Origin of the sequence: Parerythrobacter lutipelagi (assembly GCF_005434975.1) — a bacterium.
GTDB lineage: Bacteria > Pseudomonadota > Alphaproteobacteria > Sphingomonadales > Sphingomonadaceae > Parerythrobacter_A > Parerythrobacter_A lutipelagi.
The window spans coordinates 84,742-97,590 of sequence record NZ_SKCJ01000001.1 but is presented as its reverse complement, the minus strand read 5'-3'; the positions used below and the strand labels follow the sequence as shown (position 1 = coordinate 97,590).

General features: G+C 59.8%; 11 protein-coding genes, 1 tRNA gene and 1 other RNA gene. 9 read left to right on the top strand and 4 right to left on the bottom strand.

Annotated elements, in window-relative coordinates; translation table 11 throughout:
• Position 1: 1 nt before the first annotated feature.
• Positions 2-1,006, bottom strand: a complete 1,005-nt coding sequence (locus E0502_RS00495; RefSeq protein WP_137676043.1) for a hypothetical protein — start codon at positions 1,004-1,006, stop codon at positions 2-4.
• Positions 1,007-1,111: 105 nt separating this feature from the next.
• Here E0502_RS00495 and ffs point away from each other — a divergent pair.
• The 4 genes from ffs to E0502_RS00475 all read left to right on the top strand — a co-directional run bounded on the left by ffs (position 1,112) and on the right by E0502_RS00475 (position 4,366).
• Positions 1,112-1,206: signal recognition particle sRNA small type (ffs, locus tag E0502_RS00490), an RNA gene on the top strand.
• A gap of 190 nt (positions 1,207-1,396) precedes the next feature.
• The gene (locus E0502_RS00485) at positions 1,397-3,157 is read left to right on the top strand and encodes a DNA polymerase III subunit gamma/tau (protein WP_137676042.1); all 1,761 of its coding nucleotides are present in this window, start codon (positions 1,397-1,399) and stop codon (positions 3,155-3,157) included.
• A gap of 23 nt (positions 3,158-3,180) precedes the next feature.
• Positions 3,181-3,519 (top strand): YbaB/EbfC family nucleoid-associated protein, encoded by a 339-nt coding sequence (locus tag E0502_RS00480; RefSeq protein ID WP_137676041.1) that lies wholly within the window; start codon positions 3,181-3,183, stop codon positions 3,517-3,519.
• 52 nt (positions 3,520-3,571) lie between these two features.
• Positions 3,572-4,366: a class II aldolase/adducin family protein gene (locus E0502_RS00475; RefSeq protein ID WP_240048796.1), complete on the top strand. Its 795-nt coding sequence runs from the start codon at positions 3,572-3,574 to the stop codon at positions 4,364-4,366.
• On the opposite strand, the gene E0502_RS00470 is transcribed toward E0502_RS00475, so the two are convergent.
• Complete coding sequence (locus E0502_RS00470; protein WP_137676040.1) at positions 4,367-4,792, bottom strand: hypothetical protein; 426 nt, start codon at positions 4,790-4,792, stop codon at positions 4,367-4,369.
• Positions 4,793-5,082: 290 nt separating this feature from the next.
• Between E0502_RS00470 and lon the strand changes: the two genes are divergently transcribed.
• Positions 5,083-7,467 (top strand): endopeptidase La, encoded by a 2,385-nt coding sequence (gene lon / locus E0502_RS00465; protein WP_137676039.1) that lies wholly within the window; start codon positions 5,083-5,085, stop codon positions 7,465-7,467.
• A gap of 189 nt (positions 7,468-7,656) precedes the next feature.
• Entirely contained in the window at positions 7,657-7,929 is a 273-nt protein-coding gene (locus E0502_RS00460; RefSeq protein WP_137676038.1) for an HU family DNA-binding protein, read from the top strand.
• A 101-nt stretch (positions 7,930-8,030) separates the two neighbouring features.
• Here E0502_RS00460 and E0502_RS00455 read toward each other — a convergent pair whose 3' ends face one another.
• Together E0502_RS00455 and rlmB are read right to left on the bottom strand one after the other, a co-directional pair.
• Positions 8,031-8,762 (bottom strand): hypothetical protein, encoded by a 732-nt coding sequence (locus tag E0502_RS00455; RefSeq protein WP_137676037.1) that lies wholly within the window; start codon positions 8,760-8,762, stop codon positions 8,031-8,033.
• Positions 8,763-8,934: 172 nt separating this feature from the next.
• Positions 8,935-9,738 carry a 23S rRNA (guanosine(2251)-2'-O)-methyltransferase RlmB gene (rlmB, locus tag E0502_RS00450; RefSeq protein WP_137676036.1) on the bottom strand — a complete coding sequence of 268 codons (804 nt, stop codon included), beginning with the start codon at positions 9,736-9,738 and terminating at the stop codon, positions 8,935-8,937.
• A 155-nt stretch (positions 9,739-9,893) separates the two neighbouring features.
• On the opposite strand from rlmB, the gene E0502_RS00445 reads away from it, so the two are divergent.
• From E0502_RS00445 to E0502_RS00440, 3 genes are all read left to right on the top strand, one after another.
• Positions 9,894-9,979, top strand: a tRNA-Tyr gene (locus tag E0502_RS00445).
• A 245-nt stretch (positions 9,980-10,224) separates the two neighbouring features.
• Positions 10,225-10,965, top strand: a complete 741-nt coding sequence (locus E0502_RS15255; RefSeq protein ID WP_240048795.1) for a TonB-dependent receptor plug domain-containing protein — start codon at positions 10,225-10,227, stop codon at positions 10,963-10,965.
• A 144-nt stretch (positions 10,966-11,109) separates the two neighbouring features.
• The gene (locus tag E0502_RS00440; RefSeq protein WP_240048794.1) at positions 11,110-12,747 is read left to right on the top strand and encodes a TonB-dependent receptor domain-containing protein; all 1,638 of its coding nucleotides are present in this window, start codon (positions 11,110-11,112) and stop codon (positions 12,745-12,747) included.
• Positions 12,748-12,849 lie beyond the last annotated feature (102 nt).

Sequence of the window (12,849 nt, the reverse complement as noted above, 5' to 3'; positions counted from 1 at the left end):
GTCAAGTTTCGCTGAATTCGCCTGGATTTTCCATGGCGGCTTCAGCATCTGCCGCTGCTTCGCTGCCATCGATCTCCAACGTCTGGCCAAGTTCCAACGGTAGGCGATCGGCCTGCCAACGGGCTTCGCCTTTCTGCACGGCTGCGCGGCAATCATTTGCATCCGTGCCAACATCGTCGGTCAGGTAAATCATCCGCGAAGCATATGCGCCGGTAAAGCGCAGATCATCGCATTCACCGTCATTGGCGAAGCTGCTGGTGTTGGTGCCGAAGATGATATCCTCTGCACTAACGGGCGTCTGGAACAGTGGGTTCAGACCGAGGGTGCCAGCGGTGTAGAGCGACCGGCAGTCCTGCTCGTCGCGCCCGATGTCACCGGGCAAAGGCACGCTCGACATGCCCGCGCCGAGGAACCGGAGATCGTCGCACTCGCCGTCGCCCGCCCATTCGCTGCTATTGTCGCCCCAATCAAACGCGCCTTCGATCCGGACGGGTTCGAGATTAGCGGCGACAGCTAACGCCGACGTGCTGCCTTCTGCCGAGGCTGATCCCGACGTACCGCGCAAATCGAGCCGACCCTGTTCATATGCGCTGCGGCAGTCGGTCGCATCGTGCATGACGTCTTCTTCGAGTAACGGTGTGGTCGTCATGCCCGAACCTTCAAAGCGCATGTCATCGCACTCACCGTCGCGTGACCACTGACCATTGTCGTCACCCCACTGGATGCGGCTGGCGTCTCTGACCGACGGCGCGGCTGCGCCTTTGAATGTCAGGCGGCCCTGATCGTACGCGATCCGGCAGTCCGTCGCATCATGCCCGACATCGCTGTCGAGCAAGGGAGTCGATGTCATGCCGGGCCCTTCGAAGCGGTTGTCATCGCATTCGCCGTCGCGCGCGAACGGACTGTCGTCGTCGCCGAAGTCGAAATCCTGGCCGAGCGCAGGTTGCACAGAGGTAAGGGCAAGACCCATGGTCAGAGTGAAAAGCGAAGCAGCGCGTCGGATCATGAAAAACCCCTCCAATTGGTTGCCACATTAACGAGCGCCGGGTGAACGGGCAATTGACCGAATCGTGGTGCTTGATTTTGCCACCACCTCTCGCCATATGCCCGCCCGGGAGTCGGGTGGACGTTTGCGTTCGCTCACCGGGTCAGGTCCGGAAGGAAGCAGCCCAGGTGAATTGCGACGGGTCGCTCGGCTCCTTTTCAACCCACATTCGGTTTGTGTCCGGGTCAAACGGGCCGCGCGGGCGCGAGTCCATTTGAGCCGAAGCCGTCCACGCTCGTGCTGCTGGCGGCAATCGGCCGCGCTGCAGCTCATGCGAAGCTTTTCACGAGGATGTGCAACGGGCCAAGTCAGGCTTCGACAAACGCTTCAATGCTCCCTAGGTTAAGCGCGATGTCCGATTCAGAGATTCCCGAACCCGAAGAGGCGCAGGACGAGACGCCCAGCGCTGCCGAACTGGAGGCGGCGGGACAGAATTCGATGTTCGGCGGGGGCGAGGATGCAGCGTCGCAACCCGTTGCTGCGCCTGCGCCCGAAGCAGCCAGCCAGCCTTACCGCGTTCTGGCGCGCAAGTATCGGCCGCAGACATTCAGTCAGCTGATCGGGCAGGAACCGATGGTGCGCACGCTCGCCAATGCGATCGAGCGCGACCGGCTGGCCCATGCCTTCCTGATGACCGGGGTGAGGGGGGTCGGTAAAACCTCGACCGCGCGGCTGATCGCTAAATCGCTGAATTGCATCGGGCCTGACGGGCAGGGCGGGCCGACGATCGATCCATGCGGCCAGTGCGAGCCTTGTGTGGCGATCGCCGCAGGCCGCCATATCGATGTAATCGAGATGGATGCCGCCAGTCATACCGGCGTCGACGACGTGCGGGAGATTATCGAAGCGGTGCGCTACGCTGCGGTTTCGGCGCGCTACAAGATCTATATCATCGACGAAGTTCACATGCTTTCTCGCAACGCTTTCAATGCGTTGCTCAAGACACTTGAGGAGCCGCCGGCGCATGTGAAGTTCCTCTTCGCGACCACTGAGGTGGAAAAACTGCCGGTCACGGTGCTCAGCCGTACCCAGCGGTTCGACCTGCGCCGCATTCCTCTGGAATTGCTGCAGAAGCATTTCGGCTGGGTGTGCGAGCAGGAAGGCGTCCAGGCCGAGCAAGAGGCGCTGCACATGATTGCCAGCGCTGCCGAAGGCTCGGTTCGCGATGGTCTGTCGATCCTCGATCAGGCGATCGCCCATGCCGATCTGGGCGGCGAAGGAAAAGTCACTGCAGAGCGGGTGCGCGACATGCTCGGCCTGGCCGACAAGAGCGCGCAGCGCCGATTGCTCGGCATGATTCTGGACGGTGACGCCAAGGCGCTTCTGGCCGGGATCGATGAGCAATATGCACTCGGGGTCGAGCCGCTCTCGCTGATGCGCGGGCTGATGGACCTCGTGCACCGGATAACCGTCGGACAGATCGCCGGGGCCGAGCCCGATGCCGCGACGGCAGATGAGCGCGCGGCGCTGGCCGACTGGGCAGGAAGGCTGACGGCGGGCCAGCTCCATCGCCTGTGGCAATTGCTGCTCAGGGGTTTCGAGGAAGTTCGCCAGGCACCCGATCCGCTGGTCAGCGCGCAAATGGCATTGCTGCGGGTGCTCCACGCCGCCGACCTGCCCGATCCGGGCAAGCTGGCGAAGAAACTGGAACAGCTTGCCGAAACCGGCGTGCAGGCGGCATCGCACAGCGAAACCGATGGCTCCGGCCCGGCACCCTCTGCTGCGTTGGACTGGAAAGGCCTGGTCGATCAGGTCGACCGTGCGGGTCAATTGCGCGTGGCGCAGGTCATGCGCGACTGGGTCCGTGTCGAGACACTCGAGCAAGGCAAGCTTGCGTATGCGCTGGCTGACGGCTTTCCCGGCGATCCCTCGCCCGATTTGCGGGATGCCTTGCTCAGAATAACCGACGAACGGTGGGAAGTGACTTTGCTCGATAGCGGCGGGTCCCCCTCGCTGCGCGAGCTGGACGAGATTGCCAAGGCCGAAGCGCAGGCCCAGATGCGCCAACATCCGATGGTGGAGGCCGCCTTTGCCGCCTTCCCCGATGCCGAACTGGTTGAAGACGACAATTCCCCCGCTTCGGGCGACCGCGCCTGGAGCAAGAGTGCCTGAAGAAAGACCCCGAGGATAATCACATGCAATCGATGGAAGAAATGATCCAGGCCGCACAAAAGGCCGCTGAAACGATCCAGACGCAAATGAACGAGATGCAGGCCAAGCTCGACTCGATCGAGGTAGAGGGACAGGCAGGCGGCGGCCTTGTGAAGGTGCGCGCCAGCGCCAAGGGCCGCATCCTTGGCGTTGCGATTGACGACAGCCTGATGAAGCCCGAAGAAAAACAGATGGTCGAGGACCTCGTGACCGCCGCTTTCAACGATGCGCGCGACAAGGCCGACCGTATTTCCAACCAGGAAATGCAGAACATTCAAGGCGGCATGGGCCTGCCGCCGGGCTTCAAAATGCCGGGTATGTGATCAGCACGCTCCGTGCTATCAGTGGCGGAAAGAGACTGAAGGAGAGAGCACCATGGCAACGTTGATGAACGACAATGCAAGCGGGTCGGACGCCGATGTCCGCGGGCAGGTTTCCGACGAGGAATGGGCGGTTCGCGTCGATCTCGCCGCGGCTTACCGGTTGGTTGCGCTCTATGGGTGGGACGATCTGATCTTCACCCATCTCTCCGCCCGCGTTCCCGGGCCGGAGCATCACTTTCTGATCAATCCCTACGACATGATGTTCGAGGAAATCACCGCCTCTTCGCTGGTCAAGATCGATGTCGACGGGCAACCGGTGATCCCAAGCCCGCATCCGGTCAATCCGGCGGGCTTCACCATCCATTCCGCGCTGCACATGAACTGCGATGACGCGCATTCGGTGATGCACGTACACACCCCGGCGGGCCAGGCGGTCAGCGCCATGTCTTTCGGCCTGCTCGAGCACACCCAGACGGGCATGATCGCACGCCACGACATTGCCTATCACGAGTACGAAGGTATCGCGACCGACCTCGAAGAGCGCGAGCGGCTGGTCGAGGACATGGGTGACAAACACGCGATGATCCTGCGCAACCATGGCACGCTGGCAATCGGCAACACGGTGGGCGAATGTTTCCTGCGGCTCTATTTCATCGAGCGCGCCTGCGATGCGCAGGTCAAGATGCTGAGCGCAGGTGTCGAGAACCTCAACAACCCGCCGCAAGGCACGCCGGAAAAGGTTCAGGCGCAAACACCGTCTGCCGGCATCGGCATGATCGCCAACGGCCTCGCCTGGCCCGCACTGCTGCGCAAGCTCGACCGGATCGATCCGAGCTTCAGGGACTGATCAGCGGACCTTGGGCAGGGCCGGATCGGCTTCCCTTGCACGCTCGAGCGGCAAGGCGATGTTGATATGTTCCTGTCCCCCGCCGTTCGACGCGATATAGACCACCCATAGGGAGCCGGGTTTCGCGATCTCGGGATTGAGTTCGCATGCCGCAGAACCCCACCCACCCACGATGATGATGGGATCCATCTTCACGCGTCCGTCGAGCGTGCGTACGATGCGGATTTTCGCCTCCCATGCGCGTGAATCCTGCACCGGTTCGGCGGTGTGGCGGGCACTTTCGATCCGAACCAGTACTGCCCCGGAATAATGTTCATGCGCGCGAAGCGCCTCGATCCGGTGTTCGGCCGGGCGAAAAATCCTGCAGGCCTGCGCTGGCACGGCAGTCAGTCCGACAAGAGCCAGCGAGAACAAGAGCGTCTTCATTCTTCCCGACTGCGCGCCGATGGGTGAAGCGCGTGTGAATGGAGCAGAGCGCTTTCCTACAGGGGCAGGGCCCTATACCATGGCGAGATGACTCGTCCGGCCTTTCTTGCTCCTGTTGGCGCAGCTTACCGCTGCAAAGCGAAGGTCTGTGTCAACAGTGTCAACACCGGCTGTTCGGGTGGCGACGACAGTGTCAGACGTGTCAACACCCCCGTCTTCGCTGCGCCCGTCCACAGCTTTAGCCCGGCCATGCTGTTGCAGCGGGGCAGGGCGCTTCCCATATTCCGCCCATGAGCACATTTCCCCTTCTCCCGCTTCGCGATATTGTCGTCTTTCCCGGTATGGTCGTCCCGCTGTTTGTCGGGCGCGACAAGTCGGTCGCTGCGCTCGAGGCAGCGATGGAAGGCAACAAGGATATCTTCCTTCTGGCGCAGCTCGATCCGGGCTGCGACGACCCCGAGCGAGACGATCTTTACGACATAGGTGTCGTGGCGCAGGTGCTGCAGATGCTTAAATTGCCCGATGGCACCGTGCGTGTGCTGGTCGAAGGGCAGGCGCGGGCACAGCTCGAACAGCTCAAGATGGTCGATGACATGGTCGTCGCCGAAGTGTCGGAGCTGGACGAGCAAACCGCGTCAGGCAGTGAGGTCACCGCGATGATGCGGTCGGTGGTCGATCACTTCAAGGATTACGCCAAACTCAACAAGAAGCTGGGCGATGACGCAGCTGAGGAGCTCGGCGAATTCGACGATGCCGGGATGCTTAGTGATGCGGTCGCCGCTGCTATCAATGCCAAGGTTTCCGACAAACAGGCGCTGCTGACCGAATCCGATCCGCTCAAGCGGCTGGAGATGGTCATGTCCTTCATGGAAGGCGAGCTGTCCGTGCTTCAGGTCGAGAAGAAGATCCGTGGCCGGGTCAAACGCCAGATGGAAAAGACCCAGCGCGAATATTACCTTAACGAGCAGCTCAAAGCGATCCAGGGCGAGCTGGGCGGCGATGCCGAAGAAGCCGACGAGCTGGCTGAGCTCCAGAAGAAGATCGACGAGCAAAAACTGTCGAAGGAAGCCAGGGCCAAGGCGTCGAGCGAGCTCAAGAAGCTCAAGGGCATGCAGCCGATGAGCGCCGAGGCGACTGTTGTGCGCAACTATCTCGACGTGCTGCTAGGCCTGCCATGGGGCAAAAAATCGAAGCTCAAGCGCGATATCGCCAAGGCGCAGGAAGTGCTCGACGCCGATCACTATGCGCTGGAAAAGGTCAAGGACCGGATCATCGAATATCTTGCGGTGCAGGCGCGCACCAACAAGTTGAAAGGCCCGATCCTGTGCCTTGTTGGCCCACCGGGCGTGGGCAAGACCTCGCTCGGCAAGAGTATCGCCAAGGCGACCGGGCGCGAATTCATCCGCCAGTCGCTGGGCGGGGTGCGCGATGAGGCTGAAATTCGCGGACATCGGCGGACCTATATCGGTTCGCTTCCCGGCAAGATCGTGCAGAACCTGCGCAAAGCGGGCAAGAGCAACCCTCTGTTCCTGCTCGACGAGATCGACAAGCTGGGTCAGGATTTCCGGGGCGACCCGGCTTCGGCGCTGCTCGAAGTCCTCGATCCGGAACAGAACTCGAAGTTCCAGGACCACTATCTCGAACTCGATATCGACCTGTCGGACATCATGTTCGTGACCACAGCGAACAGCCTCAACCTGCCGCAGCCTTTGCTCGACCGGATGGAGATCATCCGGCTGGAAGGGTACACCGAAGATGAAAAAGTCGAGATCGCCAAGCGCCACCTGATCGCCAAACAGATCGAAGCACATGGTCTGACGGAAGGCGAATTCGAGCTGACCGAAGACGGTTTGCGTGACCTGATCCGGTTCTACACCCGAGAAGCAGGCGTCCGGACGCTCGAGCGAGAGATCGCCAAGCTTTGCCGCAAGGCTCTGCGCAAGATTCTCGAGAAGGAAGTGGACAGTGTCACGATCACACCAGAGAATCTGGGCGACTTCTCAGGCGTGCGGAAGTTCAAGCACGGTATGTCGGACGACGAAGCGCAGGTCGGTGCGGTCACCGGACTGGCATGGACCGAAGTCGGCGGCGAGCTGCTGACGATCGAAAGCGTCACCACACCGGGCAAGGGTGAAGTAAAGACCACCGGCAAGCTGGGTGAAGTGATGAATGAAAGCGTCGCGGCCGCGTTCAGCTTCGTGAAGGCGCGCGCACCGCATTACGGTATCAAGCCGAGCATTTTCCAGCGCAAGAACATCCATATCCATTTGCCGGAAGGCGCAGTTCCCAAGGACGGACCAAGTGCGGGCGTGGGTATGGTTACTTCGATCGTCTCGACGCTTAGCGGCGTGCCTGTGCGGCCGGATGTCGCCATGACCGGTGAAGTTACGCTGCGCGGCCGGGTGCTTGCGATTGGCGGGCTAAAGGAGAAGCTGCTCGCGGCCTTGCGCGGCGGGATCAAGAAGGTGTTGATTCCGGAAGACAATGTGAAAGACCTGGCGGAAATTCCGGCCAATGTGACCGACGGTCTGGAGATCATCCCGGTCGGACACGTCGATCAGGTGCTGGAATGCGCGCTCACTTCGATGCCCGCTCCGATCGAATGGACCGAAGCTGACGATCTCGCGAGCCAACCGCTACACTCTTCGCCCGGGTCTTCCCCTACGGCGCACTGACGTTTGCGCCGGCCAGACCGCACGTTTCGTCGCAAAATCCCGATTTTTGGGCCAATTGCGTAAGATAGAGGCTCTTTGCCTTTGACAGCCTGTGGAAAAACCCCTTCTATCTCCGCTTCGCGCGAGGTGATTCATTGCCTCCGACAAAGCAACGCAGTGCTAGCAGCGAGACAAGGGGGATTACCGGATATGAACAAGAACGACCTGATTGGAGCCGTCGCAGAATCGAGCGGCCTGTCGAAAAGCGATGCCGCCAGTGCGGTCGAAGGTGTCTTCGACGCTATCACGACATCGCTGTCGAAAGGCGACGAAGTGCGGCTGGTGGGATTTGGTACGTTCGCGGTTGCCCGGCGCAAGGCATCGACCGGGCGCAATCCGCGCACCGGAGAGCCAATGCAGATCAAGGCATCCAACCAGCCGAAATTCAAGGCTGGCAAGGGTCTGAAGGACGCGGTCAACTAACCGACGTCAATCGCCTCCGGATTTACCGGAATCGCATGAAAAAGGGGTGGGCCGGGATTTCGGACCGCCCCATTTTCTTGCGCGTTCAATATGCGGCCATGTCAGCGAATGCGGATCAATGCGGTTGGAGCCTGCGTCGACGACGCGTCGACATTCCATGAAAGTCGGCGGCCAGTCGCTGTATCAACGGGCCCTTGATCAGTGTTGTTTGCGAGGATCTCGCCGTCGGTCGTAATTGAGAATGTCCCGTTGACCAGATTCGCCATATCGATTTCAGATTTGCCATTGCCGGTTGGAGCTGAGCCGAAACTTTGCCCGAACATCAGCAGGGCAGGGTTCATGCCGTTGGTGACCGCTTGTGCCGAATAACCTGGAGCATTGATCCGGATGGCGCCGCCATCACGTCGGTGCATCTGGACGAATGGCGGAATGAAATTCATTCCCTCGATCGCGGGGAATGCAAAGTCATGGGCAAGGCGGCTGGAGATGGCATATTTAACTTCGAACAGGCCATCGCCGATATATTTCACGCTGTTCCATCCCGCCTGGCGTTCAAGCTGCGCGGCAAATTTCTGACCGGCTTCGGGATCCGCAGGATCAACACCGCCGAGCATTTTTGCCATTTGTTCGTTGCGCTCTCTCGCGGCTTGATTGGAACGTTCGCGAGCTTCCGCGTTCTGGCGCTTGAATTCTTCTAGTTCTTCTGCGGTGCATTCGCGTTCATCGAACGTATTGTCATCGTAACAATACTCCTCTGCAACGGCCTCCATTGTGGAAACTTCGCCGTCCACGCCTCTGTCGCCGAACTCCTTGCTTAGCGGCAGGAAGAGCATCTGCCCCTCGTAGTCGAATGTGAATGTCCCGTCGGATCGCAGGTCGAGCGATGAATCGAACTTGCCGGGCAAGAGAATGCAACTGGCCAGCGTGAGGCTGGCCAGCACGATCAATCCGGCGCCAAGTCTCTTGGCATAGGGTTTGAAATTCATTTCTTTCCCCCGCGTTTGTTCAGCCAGATTCGGAGCTGTGCATCGCTATAGCATAGAGTCCGATTGCTGCAGCGTTCGAGACATTCAAGCTTTCGATACTGCTTGAAATGGGGAGCCGGGCAAGGGCATCGCAATGTGACGCCACGTTCTGGCGCATCCCTTCGCCCTCTGCGCCCAGCACCAGCGCAACGGGACCAGTAGGCAGGATCTGCGCGAACTCGGATTCCGCCTCTCCGGCCAAACCTATGCGCCAATATCCTTCATTGGCAGCCTCATCGAGCGCCCGCGAAAGATTGACCACCCGCACCCAGGGAACTGTCTCCATCGCGCCAGACGCGCTTTTCGCCACGGTTCCCGACTCCGGTGGAGCGTGCCGGTCCTGCGTGACAATGGCAGCAGCACCGAAGGCAGCTGCGGACCGCAGGATTGCACCGACGTTATGCGGGTCTGTCACCTGATCCAGGAATACTAGCGGTGAACCGGGCCGTGCCTGCATCGCTTCGTCGAGGAACACATCCTCAAGTGCGGCACATTCAAGCACCAGCCCCTGGTGCGGCGCATCGCGAGCAACCAGCCGCGCAAGATCCGCGACATTTGCATATTCAACCGGGAAGTCGGCCGGCAATTCGCCGTCCAGCTCTTCGATGCTTTCCCGCGTCGCCCACAGCTTGCGATGGACCCGCTGGGGGTTTTTCAGCGCCGCTTCTACCGCGTGACGCCCCCAGAGCCGGACACTGCCCGTGCTCGCCCGGCCGCTGCCACGACCACCTTGCATCCGTCCCGCTCTACCGCGCAGCGCGCGTTTGCGTTCACCTTTGGCCATCAAACTCACCCGAAATCATGATTGTTTCGGCGCCATGCCAGCACGCCCATTGACAGGCAAGCGCCGCTTCGCCAAAGGGGCGCCTCTCGGTCGGATCGCCCCTGAATATGGGGTGCAGTTTCAGGCGGTTTCTACCGCCAACCGACAAGCCAAGTGGACAGGTGGCCGAGTGGTTAAAGGCAGCAGACTGTAAATCTGCCCGCGCAAGCGTACGCTGGTTCGAATCCAGCCCTGTCCACCACTTGCCGCCTCCGTTGAGTTGAAAGAGCGCGATGCCGTAGCGTCGAGGCGCAAGTTTCTTTGGTCAGCGATGCATTGCCACAAAGCAATATGGTGCATAATCGCCACGCAGTGCCGCATTATTGCGTCCGAGTACGCGTCGGCATTGCTCCTATTACCCAGTGTGTTCCATAATTGTAACAGCGGTGATGCCTGAAATGCGCACGCCGAACGTTCGCGTTTGCGAGCACTTGGAGAGGAATTTTTATGAAGACGATGCTTTTGCGCACGACAGCCATCGCCTGTGCTGCAGGATTTGCCGGCCTTTCGGGAACTTCGTTTGCTCAAGACAGCGATGAAACTGCTGCGACCCCTGAATTCGATGACGACATCATCATTGTGACGGCAACCCGCCGTGAGCAAGACGTTCAAGATATTCCTATCGCGGTTACAGCGGTGAGCCCTGTTCAGCTCGAACGCCAAGGCGTTGTGAATGTTCAGGAGATAACCAATGTCTCGCCCAGCTTCTCGACATCAAGCGCTCAGACCGCCGCAGGGTCGGTGGTGCTGCGTATTCGCGGCGTGGGTACCACGTCGAACAATATCGGTTTCGAAAGCGCGGTCGGTATCTTTATCGATGGCGCATACCAATCGCGTCCCGGCGTCGCGCTCTCCGAGTTTGTCGATGTCGAGCGTGTCGAGGTTCTTCGCGGCCCGCAGGGTACGCTTTTCGGACGGAACACCTCCGCCGGTGCGCTGAACATTACCAATAAGCGCCCAGACCTCTCCGAGTTCGGCGGCTTTGCCAATGCCACATACGGCAACCGCGATCTGTATAGCATACAAGGCGCGATCAACGTTCCCATCGTACAGGACACCTTGGCGGTCCGTCTGACCGGGGCTTATCGCGAGCGCGATGGTTTCATCACTGTTGTTGACCGTAACGGAGCCGAACTCGGCGATTCCAACGGTGCCGATCAGTTTCTTGTGCGCGGCCAGATCGGTTAGGAAACCGAAGGCGGGATCAGGGGGCGGATTATTGGCGACTATTCCGAAAGCACCGCTCCGTTCGGCGCTGCGATAGAGGTTCTTCAATCGCCGATCGAAACCGCTGGATTGTTCGCAGCAGTTGGTCTTGGTGCCCGGGGGGGCATGGCGGGGCCAATCGTAGCGACAAACCGGTTTGACCAAACCACCGCCGAGGCGGCAATCGACGCGCGGATAGCCACGGCAAACTTTGTACCCACCACCATTATCGAGCAGTGGGGGGTTACGGGTGAACTCGAGGTGCCGCTCGGGGATAGCGCCGATATCATCTACGTCGGATCCTATCGCGAATACGATTCGTTCGAAAACTACGACTCCGATTTCTCGGGACTCGACGTGTTCGACGTGGATGCCGGGATCGTCGGTATCGAAACAATGACGCACGAATTGCGGGTACAAGGCGAGGCATTCGGCGGCGCTCTCGACTGGCTCGTCGGTGTTTATTATTCTGAAGAGGACATTGCGCAACAGGTCGATTTCTCGCTCGGCGAGGACTACGGTGAACTGATCGGGGCGCTTTTCTTCGCCCCCACCGGCGGCGCATTCGGGGCCAATCCGCTCTCCGTTCTTTCGGGCGGGATTGATCCGGCGGGCACGACAAACACCAACCTGTACACGCAGAACAGCAAGAGCTGGTCCGTGTTTACCCATAACACGTTCAACGTCACCGACTCGCTCGCTCTGACGGTGGGGCTGCGTTATTCGGACGAAAGCAAGGATGGCTCATTCCAGCAGGGTGCCAACAACAATCCTCTTTGCCCGGCAATTCTGGCGTCGATCGGAGCGGGGAATGTTCCCGCGCCGCTCATCAGCAACGTGTTTGGAACGGGGTGCTTCGCCTTCACTGCACCGGCCGATCTACCGCAAGCAGCAGTATTTCCGCTGCCGCGGACATTCGCTTCGGAATTCGAGGATTCCGAACTGATCTACACTGGTAAAATCAGCTACGCTTTCGACGCTCCGATCAATGTGTATGCGAGCTTCACGCACGGTTACAAATCGGGCGGTTTCAACCTCGATTCGACTGCCGCGGCCGGGGGCGCAGATCCGCGCTTCCTGTCGGAAGAAGTCGATGCGTATGAAATCGGTCTGAAAGCCAGGCTGATCGATAACGCCGTGACGCTGAATATCGCCGCGTTCCTTGAAGAGTTCTCGAACTTCCAGGTTCTTGAATTCACCGGTGCTCAGTTCACGACATTCAACGTGCCCAAGGCCGAGACGCAAGGCATTGAAATCGAGACGGTTATTCGCCCCAGTGACAACCTTACGTTCAACGGTGGTATAACCTACACAGATGCGAACTATCCGGACGATTGCGCCGGAACGCAGACCTCGCTGAACGTTTTGTCGCTGTGTGGCAATTCACTCACCAATGCCCCGGAAATCGTCGCGATTGCTGGTGCGACCTACGAGAAAGATCTGGGCAATTACCTCGACTTCTTCGTCAACGGCCAGATCCGCTTCGAAGATGATCGCCGGACCTCGACCCAAGCGGTTGATCCGGCAAGCCTGGCCAACCCGGTATTGGTGCCGTTCGATGTTCAGGACAGCAACACCAAGATCAATCTGCGTGCCGGTATCGGCGCTCAGGACGATAGCTGGGCGATCGAAGTCTTCGGAACGAACATCACGAACCAGGTTACGCGCGGTGTGACGTTCAACACCGTGCTGCGGTCTGGCTCGCGCTCTGCATTCCCACAGGAACCGCGGAGCTATGGCGTGACCGTGCGTACCAAGTTCTAAGATAGAACCGACCTATTGAGAGGGCCGCTTGCTTGACAGGCGGCCCTTTTCTTTTGGCCTAACCAATCTTGCGGAACAGTAGGTGCCGCAGTAGGCTCGGCG